20 protein-coding genes and 1 tRNA gene are annotated in these 20,173 nt (G+C 57.9%); 8 read left to right on the forward strand and 13 right to left on the reverse strand.

Annotated features, from left to right (window positions below; genetic code table 11):
- The first annotated feature begins 44 nt into the window (after positions 1 to 44).
- The 4 genes from AC0J4F_RS06600 (at position 45) to AC0J4F_RS06615 (ending at position 6,834) form a co-directional block, all read left to right on the forward strand.
- Positions 45 to 1,574: a di-heme oxidoreductase family protein gene (locus tag AC0J4F_RS06600; RefSeq protein ID WP_473025767.1), complete on the forward strand. Its 1,530-nt coding sequence runs from the start codon at positions 45 to 47 to the stop codon at positions 1,572 to 1,574.
- Complete coding sequence (locus AC0J4F_RS06605; RefSeq protein WP_473025768.1) at positions 1,574 to 2,647, forward strand: imelysin family protein; 1,074 nt, start codon at positions 1,574 to 1,576, stop codon at positions 2,645 to 2,647. Before AC0J4F_RS06600 ends, AC0J4F_RS06605 begins: the two co-directional genes overlap by 1 nt.
- On the forward strand, positions 2,628 to 3,779 hold the full coding sequence (locus AC0J4F_RS06610; RefSeq protein ID WP_473025769.1) for a DUF1513 domain-containing protein: 1,152 nt from the start codon (positions 2,628 to 2,630) through the stop codon (positions 3,777 to 3,779). Before AC0J4F_RS06605 ends, AC0J4F_RS06610 begins: the two co-directional genes overlap by 20 nt.
- A 145-nt stretch (positions 3,780 to 3,924) precedes the next feature.
- Positions 3,925 to 6,834, forward strand: a complete 2,910-nt coding sequence (locus AC0J4F_RS06615; protein ID WP_473025770.1) for an AsmA family protein — start codon at positions 3,925 to 3,927, stop codon at positions 6,832 to 6,834.
- Here AC0J4F_RS06615 and phnN read toward each other — a convergent pair.
- The 10 genes from phnN to phnG all read right to left on the reverse strand — a co-directional run bounded on the left by phnN (position 6,831) and on the right by phnG (position 14,476).
- Positions 6,831 to 7,418, reverse strand: a complete 588-nt coding sequence (gene phnN, locus AC0J4F_RS06620) for a phosphonate metabolism protein/1,5-bisphosphokinase (PRPP-forming) PhnN (RefSeq protein WP_473025771.1) — start codon at positions 7,416 to 7,418, stop codon at positions 6,831 to 6,833. The genes AC0J4F_RS06615 and phnN overlap by 4 nt on opposite strands.
- Positions 7,408 to 8,565, reverse strand: a complete 1,158-nt coding sequence (locus AC0J4F_RS06625; RefSeq protein ID WP_473025772.1) for an alpha-D-ribose 1-methylphosphonate 5-triphosphate diphosphatase — start codon at positions 8,563 to 8,565, stop codon at positions 7,408 to 7,410. The genes phnN and AC0J4F_RS06625 overlap by 11 nt, the downstream gene beginning before the upstream one ends.
- A complete protein-coding gene (locus AC0J4F_RS06630; RefSeq protein ID WP_473025773.1) occupies positions 8,562 to 9,311 on the reverse strand; it encodes a DUF1045 domain-containing protein in 750 nt (249 codons plus the stop codon). Before AC0J4F_RS06630 ends, AC0J4F_RS06625 begins: the two co-directional genes overlap by 4 nt.
- A 96-nt stretch (positions 9,312 to 9,407) precedes the next feature.
- The gene (gene phnL / locus AC0J4F_RS06635; RefSeq protein WP_473025774.1) at positions 9,408 to 10,121 is read right to left on the reverse strand and encodes a phosphonate C-P lyase system protein PhnL; all 714 of its coding nucleotides are present in this window, start codon (positions 10,119 to 10,121) and stop codon (positions 9,408 to 9,410) included.
- Positions 10,122 to 10,123: 2 nt separating this feature from the next.
- Positions 10,124 to 10,912, reverse strand: a complete 789-nt coding sequence (phnK, locus tag AC0J4F_RS06640) for a phosphonate C-P lyase system protein PhnK (protein WP_133952478.1) — start codon at positions 10,910 to 10,912, stop codon at positions 10,124 to 10,126.
- The gene (locus AC0J4F_RS06645) at positions 10,909 to 11,844 is read right to left on the reverse strand and encodes an alpha-D-ribose 1-methylphosphonate 5-phosphate C-P-lyase PhnJ (RefSeq protein ID WP_133952477.1); all 936 of its coding nucleotides are present in this window, start codon (positions 11,842 to 11,844) and stop codon (positions 10,909 to 10,911) included. Before AC0J4F_RS06645 ends, phnK begins: the two co-directional genes overlap by 4 nt.
- Positions 11,841 to 12,269: a FosX/FosE/FosI family fosfomycin resistance hydrolase gene (gene fosX / locus AC0J4F_RS06650; protein WP_473025775.1), complete on the reverse strand. Its 429-nt coding sequence runs from the start codon at positions 12,267 to 12,269 to the stop codon at positions 11,841 to 11,843. The genes AC0J4F_RS06645 and fosX overlap by 4 nt, the downstream gene beginning before the upstream one ends.
- Complete coding sequence (locus AC0J4F_RS06655; protein ID WP_473025776.1) at positions 12,266 to 13,387, reverse strand: carbon-phosphorus lyase complex subunit; 1,122 nt, start codon at positions 13,385 to 13,387, stop codon at positions 12,266 to 12,268. The genes fosX and AC0J4F_RS06655 overlap by 4 nt, the downstream gene beginning before the upstream one ends.
- 4 nt (positions 13,388 to 13,391) lie before the next feature.
- On the reverse strand, positions 13,392 to 14,003 hold the full coding sequence (phnH, locus tag AC0J4F_RS06660; protein ID WP_473025777.1) for a phosphonate C-P lyase system protein PhnH: 612 nt from the start codon (positions 14,001 to 14,003) through the stop codon (positions 13,392 to 13,394).
- Complete coding sequence (gene phnG / locus AC0J4F_RS06665) at positions 14,003 to 14,476, reverse strand: phosphonate C-P lyase system protein PhnG (protein WP_473025778.1); 474 nt, start codon at positions 14,474 to 14,476, stop codon at positions 14,003 to 14,005. The genes phnH and phnG overlap by 1 nt, the downstream gene beginning before the upstream one ends.
- A gap of 135 nt (positions 14,477 to 14,611) precedes the next feature.
- On the opposite strand from phnG, the gene phnF reads away from it, so the two are divergent.
- Positions 14,612 to 15,349, forward strand: coding sequence for a phosphonate metabolism transcriptional regulator PhnF (phnF, locus tag AC0J4F_RS06670; protein WP_473025779.1), 738 nt, complete (start codon positions 14,612 to 14,614; stop codon positions 15,347 to 15,349).
- Positions 15,350 to 15,367: 18 nt separating this feature from the next.
- On the opposite strand, the gene AC0J4F_RS06675 is transcribed toward phnF, so the two are convergent.
- Entirely contained in the window at positions 15,368 to 15,898 is a 531-nt protein-coding gene (locus tag AC0J4F_RS06675; protein ID WP_473025780.1) for a YdcF family protein, read from the reverse strand.
- 242 nt (positions 15,899 to 16,140) lie between these two features.
- Between AC0J4F_RS06675 and AC0J4F_RS06680 the strand changes: the two genes are divergently transcribed.
- Both AC0J4F_RS06680 and AC0J4F_RS06685 read left to right on the forward strand, forming a co-directional pair.
- Positions 16,141 to 16,626, forward strand: coding sequence for a peptidase associated/transthyretin-like domain-containing protein (locus AC0J4F_RS06680; RefSeq protein WP_473025781.1), 486 nt, complete (start codon positions 16,141 to 16,143; stop codon positions 16,624 to 16,626).
- A gap of 16 nt (positions 16,627 to 16,642) precedes the next feature.
- Positions 16,643 to 17,278 (forward strand): ferric reductase-like transmembrane domain-containing protein, encoded by a 636-nt coding sequence (locus AC0J4F_RS06685; protein ID WP_473025782.1) that lies wholly within the window; start codon positions 16,643 to 16,645, stop codon positions 17,276 to 17,278.
- Here AC0J4F_RS06685 and AC0J4F_RS06690 read toward each other — a convergent pair.
- The gene (locus tag AC0J4F_RS06690; RefSeq protein WP_473025783.1) at positions 17,271 to 17,798 is read right to left on the reverse strand and encodes a cytochrome b; all 528 of its coding nucleotides are present in this window, start codon (positions 17,796 to 17,798) and stop codon (positions 17,271 to 17,273) included. The genes AC0J4F_RS06685 and AC0J4F_RS06690 overlap by 8 nt on opposite strands.
- A gap of 125 nt (positions 17,799 to 17,923) precedes the next feature.
- Positions 17,924 to 19,489: a CYTH and CHAD domain-containing protein gene (locus tag AC0J4F_RS06695; RefSeq protein WP_133952464.1), complete on the reverse strand. Its 1,566-nt coding sequence runs from the start codon at positions 19,487 to 19,489 to the stop codon at positions 17,924 to 17,926.
- Between the two features lie 392 nt (positions 19,490 to 19,881).
- Here AC0J4F_RS06695 and AC0J4F_RS06700 point away from each other — a divergent pair.
- Positions 19,882 to 19,966: transfer RNA gene (locus AC0J4F_RS06700), tRNA-Leu, on the forward strand.
- Positions 19,967 to 20,173: the final 207 nt, after the last annotated feature.

The following is a 20,173-nucleotide window of genomic DNA, read 5'->3' on the forward strand; positions in this document are numbered from 1 at the left end:
CCGGAATTGGGGCTCGGGCGGGCGTAAATCAGGATGCGAACCTTATGACTGTCCGAGGACAAAGTGCCATTTTGGGCGCTGCTGTTTTATGTGCGGGCCTGATTGGCCAGACCGCCTTGGCCGATGGGCAGTTGAGCCATCGCGATGATCTGTCAGAGCAAGACCGGGCCAAGGTTTCAGACGTACTCCCTTTCCCCGACGATTTTTCCAAGGCCGAAGCGTTTGAACAGATGCAAGGCGGGGCAGGCACGTCCCGAAAGCGCATCAACCGCGATGCTTTTTCTCATGCCACTGCAAATCTGACGTTCGAGCAAGAGCAAAATTTCAAGGTTGGCAACGGGCTTTTCAAGAAGCTCTGGGCCTCGTCGCCCGCGTCGACCAAGGCGTCCGACGGTTTGGGGCCCCTCTATAATGCGCGCTCCTGCCAGGGCTGCCACTTGAAGGATGGCCGCGGGCGGCCGCCGCGTCCGGGCGATGAGGCTGTTTCCCTCTTTCTGCGCATTTCCATTCCGCCACAAACCGATGAAGAACGGGCGGCCCTTCAGGACAAAAGACTGCTCCGCATCCCAGAGCCCACATATGGCGGGCAGTTTCAGGCATTTGCTGTCCCAGGCCTTGCCGGGGAAGGGCGCTTCGATATTGAACATGAAGAGATCGTGGTGCCGCTGAATGGCGGCGAGACGGCTACTTTGCAAAAGCCCTTCTACAGGATCCGGGATCTCGGATTCGGCGACATGCATCCCGAAACCTTGATCTCGCCGCGGGTCGCACCGCCGATGATTGGTCTCGGATTGCTTCAGGCGATTCACCCCGGGGATATTGAAGCCCTGGCGGATCCTGATGATCTGAATGGAGACGGAATTTCCGGCAAGGTAAGCCGGGTTCGAGATGGCCGGACAGGCGAGCTGGCCATCGGCCGGTTCGGCTGGAAGGCGTCCAACCCGAACATCCGTGATCAGACGGCTGGCGCCTTTTCTGGCGATATCGGCATCAGTTCGCCTGACAAGCCGGACAATTATGGCGATTGCACACAACGCCAGACCGAATGCCAGGTTTTGCTGCACGGCGAACAGGCGCATCTCGGAGTGTCGGAAGCGCCAGATCCGGTCATGGAATTGGTGACATTCTATTCGGAGAACCTGGCAGTTCCGGCCCGGCGCGATGTATCTGATCCGCAAGTTCTGCGCGGCAAAGAGCTGTTCTACGACGTTGGCTGCGCCAAGTGCCATCAACCGAAGTTTGTCACGAGCCGTGATGCAGAAACAAAGGCGCATCAGTTTCAGCTGATCTGGCCCTATACGGATCTCTTGCTGCACGACATGGGCGAAGGTCTGGCCGACAACCGCCCGGTTGGCGATGCAACGGGCCGCGAATGGCGGACCCCGCCGCTCTGGGGCATTGGCTTGACGGAAACGGTCAACAATCATACCCGTTTCCTGCACGATGGCCGGGCGCGCAATTTGCTCGAAGCGGTTCTGTGGCACGGCGGGGAAGCGGAAGCTGCCCGCAATCAGGTGGTCGCTATGGAGCCGGACGACCGCGTCTCTCTCATCCGGTTTCTGGAGTCCCTGTAATGAAGCGAATTCTTGTCTCCGCGGCTGCGGCCCTGATGACATGGCCGGCACTTGCTGCTGATCTTACGCAGCCGATCGAGAAGATGATTGCCGGTTACATTCAGCCTGAAGCCAGGATTTTTGCTGATGTTGCAAGCCGCTTGCCGGAGGCGGTCAAAGAGGTCTGCCAAGCACCGACGGATGAGGCGAAGTCGGATTTCAAGGTTGTGTTCTCAGATGCTGTTAGTCAGTTTGCCCGCATCCATTTCCTGCGGCTTGGCCCCCTGATTGAAGACGACCGCATCAGCCGTCTCGCCTTCCAGCCGGATCCACGCGGCATTGCGCAAAGGCAGATCCGCAAGCTCTATGGCGGTCAAGATGAGAGCGTAAGGACGGCGGAAAGCCTGTCGGAAAAAAGTGTTGCTTTGCAAGGGCTGACAGCGCTTCAGTTGATTGCATTCGACAAGACCGGCGCCGTCGTGCTGGGCGAAGAGGGGGAGCGCGGGGACTTCACGTGTTCTTATGCGCTGGCCATCTCCGAGAATATTGCCGACATTGCCCGGGACGTCATGCTCTCCTGGCTCGATGCGGATGGTTTTTCGAAAACTCTTCTGGAAACAGGCGGCAACAACGCCCGTTATCAGACCGATCAGGAAGCCTTGGAAGATGTGTTTCAAACGCTGTCCACGGCGCTGATCGTCGTTCGGGATCAAAACATTGCACCTGCGCTTGGAAGCTCGGAAGAGAAGGCGAGGCCGAACCGGATCCCGTTCTCCCGGTCCGGCAATGGCGTTGTATTTCTGACATCCGAAATGAACGGCATTCTGGACGCGATCCAGAGCATGGATCTCGAACCCATGATGCCGGAGGAACACGCCTGGCTGATCGGGTCGATGACCTTTGAGTTCGAAAACGCCTTGAAAACACTCAATCAGCTCCAGTCGCCTTTGCGGGAGACGTTTGAAGCATCTGGTGCCCATAGCCAGTTTTCGCTCTTGGTCATCTCTTTGAATTCCCTTCAGCGGCTTGTTGGTGAGCGTGTCGCGGGCGCGTTGGGACTGGCCGGAGGGTTCAATGCCCTTGATGGCGACTAAGCCGGTCGAGTTTACCAGGCGCGGGTTTTTGTCCGCATTAGGCGGACTGGCTGCGCTCCCGGCCTTTTCTGGATCCAGCCTCGGGGCGAGTTTGCTGAGTTCTTCAGATACACCGCTCTTTGCCAGCGCTTTCAAAAAGTCTGCGGGCGGATATGGCATAGCCGTGCTCGACGATCTGGGCCAGATCCAGGCGGAAATCTCACTGCCCGGGCGCGGTCACGGCATTGCGGTGTCCGATACAGAAGATTGCCTAGCCGCGTTTGCCCGCCGTCCGGGAACCTTCGCGATCGTTGCCTGGCCATTTTCCGGCAAGCCAATGCAGACAATCGTTGCTGCGCCCGGCCGGCATTTTTACGGGCACGGCTGTTTTTCAAAGGACGGGCGAATTCTCTACGCGGCGGAAAATGATTTTGCGTCTGCTCGCGGTGTTGTCGGCGTCTATGACGTGAGCGGAGAGACCATTACCCGGCTGGGCGAATTCGACAGTCACGGCATCGGCCCGCATGAGGTTCTGTTGAGCCCGGATGGCAATGCCCTGATCGTTGCGAACGGCGGGATTGAAACGCACCCCGAACACGGGCGCGAGAAGCTAAATCTGGAGACAATGTCGCCATCCGTGGTGTTCCTGGATGTCAAAACCGGAGACCTGCTGGCAGAGCATCGTTTGGATAAATCCCTGCACCAGTTGTCTTTGCGTCACATGGCTTTGGACGGGGCAGGCCGGGCCTGGGTTGGTGGGCAGTTTGAAGGCTCGAAGACAGACACTCCGCCGCTGGTTGCCGTCATTTCAAGGGATGAAGCGCCGGTTTTGTTGGACCTGCCCGGGAAGCTTGTGGGCCAGCTTGAAAACTATATCGGGTCTGTGACGGCGACCACGGATCAAAGTGTCGTCGCAACATCAGCGCCGCGTGGCGGCAAGACCTTGTTCTGGAATGCGGAGACCGGAGCCTATCTTGGCCACCAAAACATCGCTGATGGGTGCGGTGTCGCACCTATCGATCAGGGAAGTTTTCTAATCTCCGATGGAAATGGTGGCGTTTCTTATCTCTCAGATCCAGTAGAGCGGGCGGAAATACTGGCCCGGCCTGCCGGTTTTGCGTGGGACAACCACATGACGGCTTTCCGGATTTAAGCAGACCAAATCGGTCCTGCCAAACTTGCCTTACAACGGAAATTCCTGATAAACCGCCGTTTTTCCACCTTTTGTCAAAATCTACCGGCATGTTGTCGGTCGGTTTGGTCTACATTGTGGCGATTCGCCACGAGGAGACATTGATATGCAACGGCTTTTGATCGGTCTGGGCAGCTTCCTGTTTCTGGTTGTCACCGCTCTTCTTGTGGTTCCGTTTTTCCTGCCTAAGGATCAGATCAAGCAGCAGGTGGTCCAACAGATAGACAACCGCTTCGGTTGGCGCGTGCGGCTCGATGGCCCTGTTTCCTTGTCACTCTTTCCCGGCTTTCAGTTGACGGCGGAGGATATTGGTATTTCCGGTGCCGCTGGCGCAGATGGCATTGAGTTCGCCAAAGCCAAACGCATGGACTTCGGTCTCGCCTGGTCCGGTCTGCTGTCGGGCAATGTGAAAGTCACCGGCATCGCGCTCGACGAACCGCTGATTTATCTCGAGAAGAACGCAAACGGCGCCACCAGCTGGGCACCGCGCCGGTCATTAGAAGTTCTGACCGGCGAAGCTGAAGAAACCAGCGCTCTGGCAAGCGATAGTTTACAATCCGCGCCGGACAGCGTTGCAGAGAACAACGCGGCCGGTTCCGGCGGTGAGGGATATCTGGAGAGCATTGGTGTCGATAGTCTCCAGATCACCAACGGTCAGCTGACATACATTGATGCCACGGCAGATCAGAAATTTGTCATTCAGGCCCTCAACCTTGCACTCGCTGCACCGGACTTAACCGGGGATGTCCAGCTTACCTCCGATTTCCAGTTTCAGGACGTTCCTCTCGAGATTTCCGGCACGTTGTCCAACCCTCTGGGATTGGCGTCCGGCGACCAGGTGCCGGTCGATTTGGCTTTGACCTCGTCGGAAAACTCCATCACTCTCAAGGGGACCACGGGGCTGGAGCCTGTGCGCGCTCAACTGGAAATTGCGGCGTCAGGGCCCTCGTTGAAAACCCTGGCCGCGCTGGGCGGTCAGTCGCTGGATGCGGATCCAGGCGCCTACCAGTTTGATGCACAGGTGCTGGGCTCTGAAGCAGCCGTTTCAGTATCAGATCTTCATTTGGAATTGGGACAGCTTTCCCTAGGCGGTGCGGCCGATGCGGATCTCTCTGGATTGGTGCCGGAAGTCTCCGGCCGGCTTGTCCTGAAAGACGGGTCGATTGCGGATTTGTTGCTTCTCGCCGGTCAGGAGCTGCCGGCAAGCGGGCTGTTGAGCGCCGATCTGGCATTTCAAACGGTTGGCCTGACAGGTGAAGAAATGCTGGCCGGACTGGACGTCAACGGATCGGTCAACATCTCCGAAGGCGAAATTGGCGGACTTGGCTTGGCAGATGCTGTGGGCGGCGACCCGGAAGCCGACCGGATTACCGGACTGTCTCTTGCTCTAGAGATGCAAGGACTTGAAGCCCCACTGTCTGCAAGCGGTGCACTGACCTGGCGCGGAGAAGGGTTCAGTCTGACTGGTGAAGCCGATACGTCCAAACTGTTGGCAGGCCAATCCGGCGGAGTTTCTGTCTCTCTCAAGGGCAATCGGCTGAGCGTTGGATTTGATGGTTCCGCTCAACTGCCAAGCACCGTGGATGGTGCAGTTCGGATGCAAACGGCCGACCTTCGAGGTTTGATGGCCTGGATGGGGCAGCCCTTGGCGGCTGGTGGTGGCTTGGGGGCGTTCAGTGCGTCCGGAATTTTCGGGTTTCAAGGGGACACGATTTCGTTTGAGGAGACACGCTTCACGCTGGATGAAACCTCCGGCGAAGCCAATGGCCGTGTGACCCTGGGCGGCAAGCCGACGGTGACGGCGCGTCTTGATTTGCGCGAGCTCGTCTTGGATCCTTACCTTGGCGGTGGATCGGCCGGCGGACAACCCGCGGCTCAATCTGGCAGCGGCAGTGGTTCGGCACCAGCGGCGGCGGCACCTCCGGCGAGCAAATCCTGGAGCACTGAGCCCATCGATTTTTCGGGCCTGAGAGCAGCGAATGTCGACTTCAAGGCAACTGCAAACGAGATCCGTATGGACAAGATCCGGATTGGACAAAGCGCTCTCTCGGTTGCGATCCAGGATGGAGTTTTGACGGCGGATCTTGAGAAACTGTCGCTTTACGACGGCACAGGCACGGGCTCCGTCAGGCTGAATGGCGCAGCTGCAACACCTGCATTGTCGGCAAAGTTTGACCTCTCCGGCCTCAATGCCTATCCGCTTCTTCGGGACGCGGCGGACTTCACCTGGATCGAAGGCAAAACGCTCATTGGCCTGGATGTAACAACGTCAGGTGCCAGCGAGCAGCAGATGGTTCAGAACCTCAAAGGCACTGCCAGCTACATGTTTGAAGACGGCGCAATCCGCGGGATCAATATTCCGCAGATGGTGCGCAGCCTCTCAGTTGAGACCTTGCTTGGATGGCAGGCGAGCCCTTCCGAGAAGACGGATTTTTCTTCGCTCGGGGCTTCTTTTCAGATCGAAAACGGAATTGCGACCACCAGTGACCTGTCTCTGATCGGGCCGTTGATCCGCATGAGCGGCGGCGGCACCACGGATATGCCGAATCAACGGCTGTCCTGGCGTGTGGAGCCAAGAATTGTGGCGACACTGGAAGGCCAGGCTCCCATGCCGCGCCCGAAAGGCACCGACAAGAAAATGGCTGGGCTGGGTGTACCGATCGTGGTGGATGGGTCCTGGAGTGATCCGCGCATTTATCCTGACATTGCGGGCATCTTGGAAAATCCGCAGGCGGCCTACGAGCAATTGGAACAAGTCGGTGGTGAACTGATCTCGATCCTGAAGGGCGAAGCGGATGTGCCAGAAAGCCTGACCGATACCGCCAATCAGGTGATCCAACGGGCGACTGGTGGTCAAACCCAGATCGACATCGAGAAAGTGATCGAAGGGGACGTTAACGACGAAGACGTCCTGAAGGCCGTCGAAGAAGGCTTTGGGCTGCCACCCGGCTTGTTGGGCAACGTTTTCGGGCGCCAGAAATCGCAAGAGCCGGAGCAAGGCCAGGGCCAGAACTAACTCTGGATCTTGAGTGCCGTCATCATTGCGGAAACCGCCGTCTCTATGGTGCCGGTGTTTTCGATCCGGATGAGGTTCGGAACGTTCTGCGGTTCCAGATCCGCCCGTTTCAAACGGGCCTCGATGTCTTCACGGCTTTCCCGGCCCCGGGCGGCAAGGCGTCCGGCCAAAATCTCGACTGGGGCGGTGATCAGAAGGACGACCGCCGTTTCATATTTGTCTGAGGCTTCTTGCAGCACCTTGCGAGAGCCATTGGCGATCACCGTTTTGCCGTCCTGAATTGCATGGTCAAAAGACTGGGGTATCACATACCCCAATCCATGGGCTTCCCAGGACAGTGCCACGTTTCCGGCTGTGACAAGGGTCTCGAACTCCGACCGGGTCAGTGTGTCGTGATCCTCTGAGCTGGCGTCGACATCCCTGGTGACCGCGCGGCGGGCAAAAACAACGCTGTCGTTGCCCTTCAGGCGGTCCTTCAAGGCGGCCATGAGCGTGTCTTTGCCTGCCCCGCTCGGGCCTACAACGAGAACCATCCGTCCCGGGCCGAGTTTGTCCTGCGCGTGCATTTGAGCGTTAGGCAACACGGCGGCCTTCGCGCCAGACACCGCGCACGATCGGTACATTGCCAACCAGCTTGACCTGAATGAGATCTGCCCGTTTGCCGGGCTCCAGTATTCCGCGGTCGGAAAGACCAATGGCAGTCGCCGGTGTTGAGGTCACTGTTGAAACCGCCTTTGGCAGGGTGATGCCATCGATCTCGCCCGCAAGCTGGAACGCAGCCTGGAGGAGGGATGCCGGGATATAGTCTGACGACAGAACATCCAGATACCCAGCTTCTGCCAGTTCACGGGCCGATACGTTGCCGGAGTGGGAGCCTCCGCGCACAACGTTCGGTGCGCCCATCAAAACGGCCATGCCGGCCTCATGCGAGGCTTTGGCAGCTTCCACTGTGGTCGGGAATTCCGCAATCTTGGTGTTCAGCGCAATCGCTTCATCAACATGGGCAATGGTCGCGTCATCATGGCTGGCAATTGCGATTGTATTTTTGTCCGCATGTGCGGCAATCGCCTTACGGTTGCCCGGGGTGTTCTTGTCGGCCCTGGCTTTGCGCATTTCAATGAATTCGGCCATCTGCTCGTCGGTGAAGCCGCGCTTGCCCTGATAGTAGCTGATGTAGGAATCGAGCGACACGAACTGGCGCTGACCGGGTGTGTGGTCCATCAGGGAGACGAGCCGGACGCGGTCATCCCCATCAAAGTAGTTGTAGGCCCGGATGACATCCGGCGCGGAGACTTCGCAGCGCAGGTGGATATAGTGATCGGCCCGCAGTCGGTTTTCCTTTTGACCCGTTTCAATCGCATCTGCGAGGGCCCGCATGTCCGCAACCTTCATGGTATCGTTGCTGTCGTCATCCTCATCCATGCCAACGCGAAGGGCGTCAAACACGGTTGTTATGCCGGCACAGGCGATCTGGGCATCATGTGCCTGAACGGCCGCAACAGGGTTCCACCGGACCTTCGGCCTCGGAGCATAATGAACTTCGAGGTGATCGGTGTGCAGCTCGATCAGGCCCGGCAGAAGGAAATCGCCTTCACAGTCGTGCCCCACGGCCTCAGTTGCTGATCCGATATCGGAAATCAGGCCGTCCTGATCAACGGTCAGAGAGCCGTTGATCACGTCTTCCGCCAGAACCAGCTTGGCATTTTTGAAGAGTTTCGGATGCGTGCTCATAAGACTTCCTCGTTGGAGTTTGCCAGCGTGTTTTTAAGCGCAGAGATAGGGCTTTGCGGGCCCATCAGTTCAAATATGCGGTGGACCTCAAACGCGGCGCCGCGCTCTGGTTCGACATAAAGACCGAAGTGGCGGCAGGTAAGTGTCGTTGCGGTGACGGCTTCAAAATGCGTTTCCGCGGTTCGTGCCAAGAGCGAGGCCTCCTCGTCGCTCTCCAGTTTGTTGGACAGCGTCATGTGGAAGCGGAACTCGTCGAAAACATATGGATAGCCCCAGGCCTCGACATATGCGTCCTGTTTGGGCGTGAGGTTTGCCTGGCGCCGCCGGTCCAGATCCTCGGCGCTCAAAGGCGCGCGGAACGGTTCAAACTGGCGCACGCAAAGAGACGCAAAGGCTTCCAGATCTGGCTCTGCCTGCGCCGGGGTCAGCGCGAGGAACTTGCCAAGTTGATTCACGCTGAGTCCCTTCAGATCGAAGGGAGACACTGTCTTTGCAAAACCCGTGCAGGCAGCGATCAAGGCGTCTTCTGTTGCATCTTTTGCAAGCGAGAATGGGGCTTTCAACGTGCCATGAAATCCGTACCGCCGGGGGCTGGTTGTCAGATATTCGAAGCGAGCGGGATCCAGGCCCGGAATGGAAGGTTGCTGCAGGCGTGATCCGGTGAAGGGATCACGGCCCAACCAGGTGTTGCCCAGCTGCATGAGCGGTGCGTCAGCGTCGGCTGCGAAATAGATGGCGTAGCGCATGGAAAAAGTCGCGAATTAGGAGACCGGACTTGGCCGAAGCAAAGCCCTTAACCAGAAGCGATGACTGTTCTGTGACATGCCATCGCTCCGGGCAAGTTATTTCGGTTGAGCAGCCACGTCGGCGCTGAAGCTGGTGACGTCGATGATCCGGTCGGCAATTTCCTGCCGGACATCCTCATCGTGCAAGATCCCTACCATGGCAACGCCTTTGGCCTTCTTCTCTTCCACCAGGCGAACAACAACGGCGCGGTTCGCGGCGTCCAGCGAGGCGGTGGGTTCGTCAAGGAGCAGGATCGGGTAGTGCGCGATGAAACCGCGAGCAATGTTCACCCGTTGTTGTTCGCCACCGGAAAAGGTTGCTGGTGGGAGCTTCCATAGCCGCTCGGGAACATTCAGCCGGGAGAGCAGGCTGCGCGCCGTATCGAGCCCTTCCGCTTCGCTTGTGCCTTGGGCAATAAGTGGTTCAGCGACCACTTCCTCAGCAGACACGCGCGGGATCGTGCGGAGGAATTGGCTGACATAACCGATTGTGTTGTCCCGTAGCTGCAAGACCTGGCGCGGCTCCGCATCTGCAACGTTGATGATCTCATCACCAACAGTCACCAGGATCTGACCCTGATCACAGCGGTAGTTGCCGTAGATCATTTTCAGGATCGAGCTTTTGCCCGCTCCGGAGGGGCCGCCAAGGACTACGCATTCGCCGGCCTCGACAGAGAATTCAACGTTTTCGACAACCGGGATCACCGTGCCGCCCTGAAGGTGCATGGTGAAGGACTTGCCGACACTGTTCAGATAAAGACGCACTGGCATGATCAGACCTGCAAAATGGAGGAGACAAGCAACTGGGTGTAAGGCTCACGCGGGTCGTCCAGAACCTGATCGGTCAACCCCGCTTCAATCACCCGGCCGTGGCGCATCACCATGATCCGATGCGACAGCAGACGGGCGACCGCCAGATCGTGGGTCACGATCACAACTGACAAGCCGAGATCAGCCACAAGGCGGCGCAGAAGATCGAGCAGCCGTGCCTGGACGGAAACATCGAGGCCGCCGGTCGGTTCGTCCATGAAGACCAGCCGCGGATGGGTTACAAGATTTCGGGCAATTTGCAGACGCTGGCGCATGCCGCCGGAGAACGAGCGCGGATCATCATCGATCCGGTCACTTGCGATCTCAACCCGGCCCAGCCAATCATCTGCCGTCTCGCGGATCTTGCCATAGTGCCGATCGCCGACCGCCATGAGCCGTTCGCCGACATTGGCACCGGCCGAGACGTTCATGCGCAGGCCGTCGGCGGCATTCTGATGCACAAACCCCCAGTCGGTGCGCATCAGCAAGCGGCGTTCGGCTTCTGACAGCTGATAGAGGTTGCGCATCGATCCATCGCGCATGCGGTATTCGATAGCGCCAGCAGTCGGGGCAAGGCGTGTCGACAGGCAGTTCAAGAGGGTTGTTTTGCCTGAACCGCTTTCGCCGACAATGGCCAGTACTTCGCCGGGCCAAAGATCGAAGGAGACGTCGGTACAGCCGATCCGGTCTCCGTAATAGCGGGTTACGTTATGGACCTGCAGCAGCGGGTCGTCAGCTTGAAAGACGTTCATCGGGACGCCTCCTCTGCGTTTGTGCCGTGTCCGCCGATTTGCTGGGCCGCCGGGTTTGCAGCCATCGGTCCGACATGCCCTGCGGCGCGCCGTTCTTCGCAATAGTCGCTGTCTGAGCAAACGAACATGCGCCCGCCCTTGTCATCGAGAATGACCTCGTCGAGATAAACATGCTCTGCGCCGCAAAGGCCGCACGGCTTGTCGAACTTCTGGACCTCGAACGGATAGTCCTCAAAGTCGAGGCTTTTCACCTTGGTGTAGGGCGGGATTGCGTAGATGCGTTTTTCCCGGCCCGCGCCATAAAGCTGCAGCGCGGCCATTTCGTCGATCTTCGGATTGTCGAATTTCGGCGTTGGTGAGGGGTCCATCACATACCGGTCATTGACCATTACCGGATAAGCGTATGTGGTGGCGATGTGGCCGTTCTTGGCGATGTCCTCGTAGAGTTTCACGTGCATGAGACCGTAGTCTTCGAGGGCATGCATCTTGCGGGTTTCCGTTTCCCGCGGCTCCAGAAACCGGAGCGGTTCAGGGATAGGAACCTGGAACACCAAGACCTGGTCCTCGCGCAGTTCCTTTTCCGGGATCCTGTGGCGGGTCTGGATGACGGTTGCCTCAGACGTTTCGTAAGTCGTGCGCACATTCGCGGTCTTTTCAAAGAACCCGCGCAAGGAGACCGCGTTGGTCGTGTCGTCCGAGCCTTGGTCGATCATCTTCAGGCAATCATCCTTGCCAAGGATCGAGGCTGTGACCTGAACCCCGCCGGTGCCCCAGCCGTAGGGCATCGGCATTTCGCGCGAGGCAAACGGCACCTGGTATCCCGGGATCGCGATGCCCTTCAGGATCGCGCGGCGGATCATACGTTTGGTTTGTTCATCGAGATAGGCGAAATTGTATTCACCCTGATCGAAAATCTGAGCCGTGGCGTTCATTGTGCGGCCCTCCGTTCATCGAGAATTTTGCGATAACTTTCGAGCCGCATTTCCAGTGTGCCGGTGTGCAGCTCGAACAAATGATTGTCGGCGTCGTAGAAGTAGATGGACCTGCCTTCACCTTCGACGCGGTCGCGCGGCGGCTTGAACTCAAGGCCGAGCGATTGGATCGCAGCGAGCCGGGCCTCGAAATCCTGTTCTTCGATCTTGAAGGCAATGTGATTGTAGGTGCGCTCGGAAAGTGCCGTGCCTTTCATGATTGCGATCCAGACATCGCCGACCAGGAAGAATTTTTCCTCCGACAAGGAGAAGGTTTCCTGGCCGCTGTCGTAGACTTCTTCTGCTTTCAAGACATCCGTCAGGATGCTGGTCATCTTGTCCAGATCACTGACGATGAAGGTCATATGGCTGAGGCCACTGCTCATTCCGCAGCCTCTTTGGCAGCGGTTTCGGCTTCTTCGCGCGCCCGTTTTTCGAACCACTCGCCGCGCATGCGGCGCACCAGATCGAGTTCGGCCTGGAAGTCGACATAGTGTGGGAGTTTCAGGTGTTCGACGAAACCGGTTGCCTGAATGTTGTCGGAATGGGAGAGAACGAATTCACCGTCCTGGGCCGGGGCAACCTGTTCTTCGCCGAGTTCTTCCCAGCGCAGAGACCGATCAACCATGGCCATGGACATGGCCTTGCGTTCAACCTGTCCGAAGACGAGGCCGTAGCCGCGTGTAAAGGCGGGCGGAGCCTTCGCCGATCCAGCAAACTGGTTGATCATCTGGCACTCGGTCACCTTGATTGTGCCAAGGTTGACGGCAAAGCCGAGTTCTTCCGCGAAAAACTCCACTTCGACCTCACCGTACCGAATTTCACCGGCAAAAGGGTGCGTGCGGCCGTAACCGCGCTGCGTGGAGTACGCGAGCGCGAGCAAGAAGCCCTCGTCGCCCCTGGCCAGATTTTGTAGGCGTAGATCCCGATCTGCCGGGAAAGACAACGGGTCGCGGGTGAGATCGCCCACTGGCGCGTTCTCGTCGGCGGCGGGATCCGGCTCGATTAGGCCTTCATCCCCAAGGAGATCGGTGACGCGCGGCATCGGTTCGTCTTCGACCGGAGCCGTTTCCGCATCAAGGTCCCCGCCTTCCCCTTCAGCGGCGAGCGCAAAATCCAGAAGCCGGTGGCTGTAGTCGAATGTCGGGCCAAGCATCTGGCCGCCCGGCAAGTCCTTGTAAGTGGCCGAGATCCGGCGTTCGACAAGCATCTTGGCCGTATCGACAGGCTGGCTGTAGCCGAACCGCGGCAGCGTTGTCCGGTAGGCGCGCATCAGGAAAGCGGCCTCGATCAGGTCGCCGCGCGATTGCTTGATTGCAAGAGCAGCGAGCGTTTCATCGTAGAGCGAACCTTCCCCCATCACCCGCGCCACCGCGTGTGACAGCTGTTCGGCGATTTGCTCCAATGTAAGTGCGGGAACGGAGGTGTCACCGCGGCGCCGCTTGGCGGTTAGCTTGTGGGCATTGCGGATGGCCTTTTCGCCACCCTTGACAGCAACATACATGGGCTCAGGCCTCCTTTAGAGTGACTGAGGTGGAGCGGGGGAGTGCTGCTATGGTGTCAGTGCCTGCGAAGATCAGGTCGACACCGCGTGGGAATTGGGCGTTGTTTGAAATGACCTGATCCCAGAACACCTGCGGCACTGGGGCTGTTTCAAACGTTTGCGTGTCCTTGATGCCGGGCCCTTCGAGCACAACACCGTCTGCGTTGTTCAGGTTTTGGCCTGTCAGGATGAGTGTCGTGGACGTGTCCGGGTATTCCGCCGAGCCCTGATTGAAGCTTGCAAGCGGCAGCATGTTGGCCGGATCTGCGATCAGGGCAAAGGCTGCCTCGACAGGTTCGCTTACGATTGGTGCGCCCGTGTGAAAGCGAAGGAAGGCCTTTACGCTCTCGGACTGTGCAAGCTGTTTGTCGAGCCAGACAGGCGTGTCATAGTCGAACAGGGTGAGCGCGATGGCTGCGGCTGCTGGTGTCAGCGGTGCTGGTGGTGTGAGATGGGTTTGACCAAGGACCTGAAGCGTTCCCGGTCGCGCCATAGCGTTCATAATGGTCCGGAAACACCCTTGTGCGTCGTGAACAGGATCTGCAAATCCGGCGGCAAGTGCAGCGGTTGCGGTCATCAGTTGTCTCCCCGTACCATCGTGAAGAAATTGACCCGTGTTGCCTCGGTTTCCTCGCGCACCGTGGTTTTGCGCTCTGTTTGGCTGTTTGATAGCGGGGCGAGGATGTCTGCCTCGATTTGTGACCGGGTCTCACCGCGCTGCCATAGGGCATCAATGACGGCCGATTGCAGAGCCTTGGTTTTGTTGCGGCCAAGTGCGTAGGCGCTGCCGGTTTCTCCGCTGTCGAGGCGCACAACGCAGCGGGTCACGGTCACTTCTCCAAGGTTGAAGGGGCTTCCGGTTCCGCCCATCCGGCCACGGACCATCACCAGGCCCGTCTCCGGCTGGCGCACAAGTTCGTAAGATGGTGGCGTCAGGCTATTGAACTTCTGGTCCAGGATTTCGGCTGGAGCCTGGGCGAGAATGGCAAGGTTCTTTTGCCGGGCGGCTTGGTCGCCGGCAATTGTGGAAGACGGTGTGGTCTCGGTCATGAACACGCCTTTGTGTTTGTTGGCCGCTTTGAGAGTTTGAGGCCGGTGCGTGAGCGGGTTGTAGACTCAATTTGTCTATTTGTATAGACAAATAAACTTATTGACTCTTGAGTAGCGAAATTTGATGACGGGCGCATGACAGGACAAAGCAAACTGGCCCGGGCTGCAGGCATTGCCGTTTGGCGCCAGATCATGGAAATGCTGAAGGGTGAAATCGCCGCCGGTGGCTACGAAAAAGGCAGCCGCCTTCCGCCGGAATCCGAGATAGCGTCCCGGTTTGGTGTGAACCGACATACGGTCCGCCGGGCTATTGCTGCATTGACGGCAGAGGGGCTTTTGCGCGCCGATCAAGGCCGTGGAACGTTTGTGGCGAGCGCTCCGCTGAGCTACCCGATCAATGCCCGGACACGGTTTTCGGAGATTGTCTCCGGCCAGGACCGCTCGCCAAGCGGCCGCTTGATTGGATCAGAAATCGAAGATGCGGATGCCTTGTTGGCGCAGCACTTGGAGGTTCCGCTGGGAACACCGTTGATCCGTCTCAAGACCTTACGTGTTGCCGACAGTGTGCCAATGATGGTGGGAACCAGCTGGCTTGAGCAGGCCCGGGTTCCGAATTTGGTGGCCGACTACGCGGAATGCGGCACCATTACCGAAGCTTTGCGCCGGGGCGGCATCAAGGACTACAGCCGGCGGGAAAGCCGGATTTCTGCGGAACTGGTCGATACTGAAGATGCTCAGCAGCTTGGCATCGCCTTGGGGCAGCCGGTTGTGGTCATTGAAAGCGTTAATGTTGATCCTGATGGCCGTCCGCTGCAATACACCCGCACACGCGCCGCTGCTGACAGGATCCAGCTCGTTGTGAATGGGGAATGATGCAAGCGGCTGGCCCGATCAAAAGCGAGACCGTTTTCGTATCGCACGCATCTTGGCCAGATAAAGCGGATAAGCTGCTGTTTCTCGAAGACAGGCATAGAGCCATCTGTTGAGTGGTGTCTTTGAAACGGACCGACCTGGTCCTGATCCCTCAGCTGAAAATCCGAGTGTTTTGAAACACAAAGCCGCCCGAGGCAGATGATACCGGTCGGACACGATCAGAATATTTTTGAGTTTCTCCCGTCGCAAGATACGCGCGGAAAAGACGGCATTCTCCATGGTGTTGCGTGACCGGGTCTCGGTGCGGATCGCGCTTTCCGGGACACCCAAAGCGATCAGCTCGCGTTTCATGACGTCAGCTTCTGCCGGGGGATGGTTTCCAAGCCCGCCACATCCAACAATAATCGGCGCCGCGCAGGCGTGATAAAGCGCGGCTGCGTGTTTGATCCGCCGGAGGAGTGTCGGGCTGGGTCGCCCGCCTGTCCAGACCGCAGCTCCCAGCAGGACAATTGCGTCGGCTGGCGCCTGTGGATGTTGTCTTGGTTGCATCTTTGTTTGCTTACCTTGCTCGCAAACTATGGGCAATTATTTGCGAGGTCAGTCCGCTCACGCTCTTTCGTTTCCCTGAGCTGAAGGGGCTGTTCGACTTTGGCTCACGAAACCGTGAGGCTCACAAATGGCTCAAGTCTTGGCCGTGGCCTCGGAAATGTCCCGATCTGCATTATATCCTTCGGTAATGCGCTGCAACAATGTGCAGCATCCGACTTTTTCCGACCGATAGGAGGATATTCATGGCAGTCGATTTCTCCCGCCGGACCATTCTTGCAGCTGGCAGTGCGGCAATCGTGACCGGCGCTTCCGGACTGATTGTTCCTGCGCAAGCAAAAGGTGTTGCCCCTACACCGTCGATGCGCGGCGGCGCCAACAACTACCGGCCTGGAGCGCCGATCGTAGACCGAATTGGCGGCGGCGGCTTCTGGATGACGGGAACTGTGCGCCGGGCGGGTGACGGCGCGCCATTGGCGGGACAACGGATCCAGATTTGGGCACATACGACGGAAGGACATGAACGGGATCCGGAGAGTCACGGCGCTACTCTAACCGATGAGAATGGCGTGTTCCGGCTTGAAATGCCTCAAATTGTGCCAGCCTTTGGCCAGCCGCACGGGCACCTTGCCTATGACAGCGGTGACTTTGAAGCCGTGTTCCTGCGCCCCGTGATGCCGAGTTCTCAAGACAAGAGCCTTGAAGCACATTTTGTTTTGAATCCGGCATAAGCAGGCCGCGTTTGGAATGAAACCATCCCAAAAGGCCATTCTTTGGGGTCTCATCGGCGCAGTTGTGATTGCTCCGCTGTTGGCGGCCGCGTTAAGCCCTTTGCTAGCATGGCGGGACCCGATTTACATTGCTTCCGGTTTCGCCGGCATCCTGGCAATGGCCTTGATGGTTTTGCAGCCGCTCCTGGCAAGCGGATCGTTGCCAGGGGTGTCTCTTGCAAAGAGCAGGTCCGTCCATCGCTGGGTTGGCGGACTGCTGGTCTTGATGGTGGTCCTTCACGTTGGCGGATTGTGGGTCACCAGCCCGCCGGATGTCGTCGATGCGCTTTTATTCAGGTCCCCAACTCCCTTTTCCGCATGGGGTGTCGTCGCCATGTGGTGCATCTTTGCAGCCGCGCTCGTTGCGGTGCTGCGGCGGGGCCTTCGTTGGCGTCCGAAAACCTGGCAGAAGATCCATTCTACCCTTGCATTGGGTGTTGTGGTGGGCGGCTCGGCTCACGCGTTTCTGATTGAAGGGACCATGGAGCCCGTCACCAAGGCAATCCTCTGTGTTGCCGCGGTTGTCGCCACCCTCAAGGCAATCCGGGATCTCAGGATCTGGTCTGGTCGTGCGGTTGCCAATCCCAATAGGCAGACCGGGCGCGTCAGATGATCCGGTAAAGCGTGTCGTCCTTGCGGATGACATGATGCACCAGCACTGCGCCAATATGGACGGCGAACAATCCAAGCAGAATCCAGGCGCTCCATTCGTGAACTGCTGAAAAGATTGGTGCGATATCCGGGCTTTTGCCAATCGGGTTCCACACCTCAACAATTCCGAACCACTTCAGCGGAAAACCATGAGCATTGGTGGCAAGAAAACCCGAGACCGGCATGAGGATCAAAAACAGATACAAGAGACCGTGGACCGCTTCTGCGGCATACCGCTCAAGCGGGGGAGCTTCGTGGCGCGGCGGTCTGTTCAGCCAGCGGTTCCCGACCCGGATCAGCATGAGCCACAAAACAAGAAACCCGATGCTCTCGTGCAAGAGATAGAAATCGAGCACGACATCTTTCTTGGCAAACCCAATCATCAGCCCCAACGGCCAGGTTAACAGTACAAGCAGCGCAATTGCCCAATGCAACAATCTGGAGGGAGCCGCATAGCGGTTTTGGGTGCCAATGGCTGCCATGTTTCATCAATCCCGTGTTTTGATAGTGCCTATCAAGTCTGGTGTTTGCATATCAAGCCGGGTGCAACACAAATGTGATAGACAACACGTTCACGGGACATGCCTACCGATTTGCGGATGATGCCTTACGACCAGAACTTCGGCACATCCTTGGTGGCATCCCAATAACCCCGTGCGTGCTGCCACATGGCTTGGCTCTGAGCTTCATGCCAGCCGATCGTGAATCCGATGGCTTGTCCGGCGGTCAACGCGTTCTTGCCGGTCACATTGCTCATTTCGGGAAGGCGTTCTGCCATGGCGACATCATTGAGATAGCCGAAGATATCCTGCAGGCGTTTCATCCGCTTGAGCAGCGGTTTGACGGCATCTTTCGGGTAAAGGCTCCCGAAAAACTCAATGCCATAGCGCAGCTTCTTCATGCCCTTGCGCATCTCGTGACGCTCCGGGATGGTCAATTCGTCCAGACGCTTTCCGTATTTGTTGACCTTCTTCCACTGTTTGGCGAGGGCTTGAGCTGCAAAATCCTCAATTGGCTGCGCCAGAAGGCTGCTCTGGTCAAAGTTCTCCGGGTCGAGCCATCCCCGGCCTTCCGTGTATGCCGCCAGATCGAGCAGGAACGCGTTCACCTCTGCGGATTTTAGATGGGTGACCAGTGCGGTGCGGGTGTCCTTGCCGCGGGACGCATGAAGATCGGCGAGCAGGGCGTCGAAGGAAATGCTTTCCGGTGCTTTGTCCACGACCGGTTCGACGATCTCGTCAATCAGAACATCGAAATCGCGCAAGGCACCGGCTTCGGCCGCGATGGTTCTGGCCAGTTTGTCCAGCGGCGTCATGGTCGCCGGATTAAGGGCTGGCTTGAACAGCCGGAATGCACTGCGGAGCCGGCGCAGGCCAACCCTCAGCTGATGCGGCCCTTCCGGGTCTTCACTGGCGAGAACTGCCAGGCGGTTTTCTGCAATCTGAGTGAGACAAGAGCGCAGCACATCTCGGAAGGCATGTTCCACGGTAATGCCTTGCTCAAACACCACGTTATCAGCAAAGAAGGGAACGGCTTTTCCGTCCGGTTGGCCTTCGGCGAACCGGTAGCCGCGTTCAGCCTTGCTGTAAGGTGAAAAGCGGAACGGCACATCATTCAACAGCTGCTTGGCAACATCAAAAAGCGCGGCGCTTGGTCCAGCCTTTAGTTCCATCTCCAGCTCGACCAGCGGATGGCTTTCCGGCCCGGCCAGGATGTTGCCGGTGTCGAAAGCAAGTTCGATATGTGTGCCATCGGTCTCCCGGGTCAGCTGGCGCGTTGTGCGCTTCATGACCGTTTCAAAGCACTCAGAGACACTGGCGTCGCCGATCGTCTCGACAAGTTTTGCGCGCACGTCAGCATCTTCAATCACAGAAAAATCGAGCGCACGTCCGGAAACGGCATGTTCGGCTTCTACTGGGGAGGACAGGCCACCCATGACACCTGTTCCAAGCTTTGCGGTTTGCACCCAGCTGCGGCCGGATTTGCGCACACGCAAGGAGATCTTGGCCTGGCGCAGGGCCTGGTCCGGCGTATCGAAATAAATGGACTGCAGGGTCTTGGTGACCGGTCGGGAGGCGGCAAAATCCTTGAGCGCGCCAGACCGTTTGATTTCGTCCTGCGCTGCCGGGTCCAGTTCGAGTTTGAGCTCGATTTCACGTGCTGATTTGGTCATGGTGAAGATGTAGCCAAAGCCAAAAAGCTTGTCTAGAAAAAGCGCACAATTTGCGCCTTTCTTCGCCGGCAAAATTTCTTAAAGTTGGTCAAGCGCATCCAATCAGCGCAGTGACCTGCGCACTGTTGGATCACCTTGCGGTCCAAGATTGCAGTGTTGGCGTCAGAGCCTGTGCTTGTGTCTGCCTCCGTTTAGGATCTCCGCCCAAGCTGATCCAGCACTTTTGTGCTTTAGATTTGCAGTTCAAACGGTGCAATGATGCCGCGGCTGGTCAGGACATTCGTGACTTAAGACGGCCCTTCGAAATGATCGTGGATAGTTTGCGGATTTGAGGCGTATCTCTGCTTGCATCGGCACGGGGGCGGTGATATTCACGCACCTCGGTGTCAGTTGCCCCTCTGGCGGAACTGGTAGACGCGCGGGATTCAAAATCCCGTTCCTTCGGGAGTGCCGGTTCGATTCCGGCGGGGGGCACCACTTTTTCTTGCTTTCTTTCCTTTATTCGGCTGCTGCCTTCAGGCACATGGGATCGTTTGGCACATAAAGGGCCTAGCCAACCTCGATCTTTGCTCAAATCTTTTACACCGGCTAGCTGACTATCCCCTGAAACAACGCTCATCGCCTGCGGGTGCTTTTTCGAGCTCTCAAGGTGTCCTTCGTTTTTGCCAATTTTCCAACAAACGA

The organism is Roseibium sp. R5 (assembly GCF_055755305.1).

Excerpts from the sequence above, each read along its gene's own strand:
- AC0J4F_RS06600 (WP_473025767.1), top strand. The coding sequence starts at position 45 with ATGACTGTCCGAGGACAAAGTGCCATTTTGGGCGCTGCTGTTTTATGT.
- AC0J4F_RS06605 (WP_473025768.1), top strand. The coding sequence starts at position 1,574 with ATGAAGCGAATTCTTGTCTCCGCGGCTGCGGCCCTGATGACATGGCCG.
- AC0J4F_RS06610 (WP_473025769.1), top strand. The coding sequence starts at position 2,628 with ATGCCCTTGATGGCGACTAAGCCGGTCGAGTTTACCAGGCGCGGGTTT.
- AC0J4F_RS06615 (WP_473025770.1), top strand. The coding sequence starts at position 3,925 with ATGCAACGGCTTTTGATCGGTCTGGGCAGCTTCCTGTTTCTGGTTGTC.
- AC0J4F_RS06625 (WP_473025772.1), bottom strand. The coding sequence starts at position 8,565 with ATGAGCACGCATCCGAAACTCTTCAAAAATGCCAAGCTGGTTCTGGCG.
- AC0J4F_RS06630 (WP_473025773.1), bottom strand. The coding sequence starts at position 9,311 with ATGCGCTACGCCATCTATTTCGCAGCCGACGCTGACGCACCGCTCATG.
- phnL (WP_473025774.1), bottom strand. The coding sequence starts at position 10,121 with ATGCCAGTGCGTCTTTATCTGAACAGTGTCGGCAAGTCCTTCACCATG.
- phnK (WP_133952478.1), bottom strand. The coding sequence starts at position 10,912 with ATGAACGTCTTTCAAGCTGACGACCCGCTGCTGCAGGTCCATAACGTA.
- AC0J4F_RS06645 (WP_133952477.1), bottom strand. The coding sequence starts at position 11,844 with ATGAACGCCACGGCTCAGATTTTCGATCAGGGTGAATACAATTTCGCC.
- fosX (WP_473025775.1), bottom strand. The coding sequence starts at position 12,269 with ATGAGCAGTGGCCTCAGCCATATGACCTTCATCGTCAGTGATCTGGAC.
- AC0J4F_RS06655 (WP_473025776.1), bottom strand. The coding sequence starts at position 13,387 with ATGTATGTTGCTGTCAAGGGTGGCGAAAAGGCCATCCGCAATGCCCAC.
- phnH (WP_473025777.1), bottom strand. The coding sequence starts at position 14,003 with ATGACCGCAACCGCTGCACTTGCCGCCGGATTTGCAGATCCTGTTCAC.
- phnG (WP_473025778.1), bottom strand. The coding sequence starts at position 14,476 with ATGACCGAGACCACACCGTCTTCCACAATTGCCGGCGACCAAGCCGCC.
- phnF (WP_473025779.1), top strand. The coding sequence starts at position 14,612 with ATGACAGGACAAAGCAAACTGGCCCGGGCTGCAGGCATTGCCGTTTGG.
- AC0J4F_RS06675 (WP_473025780.1), bottom strand. The coding sequence starts at position 15,898 with ATGCAACCAAGACAACATCCACAGGCGCCAGCCGACGCAATTGTCCTG.
- AC0J4F_RS06680 (WP_473025781.1), top strand. The coding sequence starts at position 16,141 with ATGGCAGTCGATTTCTCCCGCCGGACCATTCTTGCAGCTGGCAGTGCG.
- AC0J4F_RS06685 (WP_473025782.1), top strand. The coding sequence starts at position 16,643 with ATGAAACCATCCCAAAAGGCCATTCTTTGGGGTCTCATCGGCGCAGTT.
- AC0J4F_RS06690 (WP_473025783.1), bottom strand. The coding sequence starts at position 17,798 with ATGGCAGCCATTGGCACCCAAAACCGCTATGCGGCTCCCTCCAGATTG.
- AC0J4F_RS06695 (WP_133952464.1), bottom strand. The coding sequence starts at position 19,489 with ATGACCAAATCAGCACGTGAAATCGAGCTCAAACTCGAACTGGACCCG.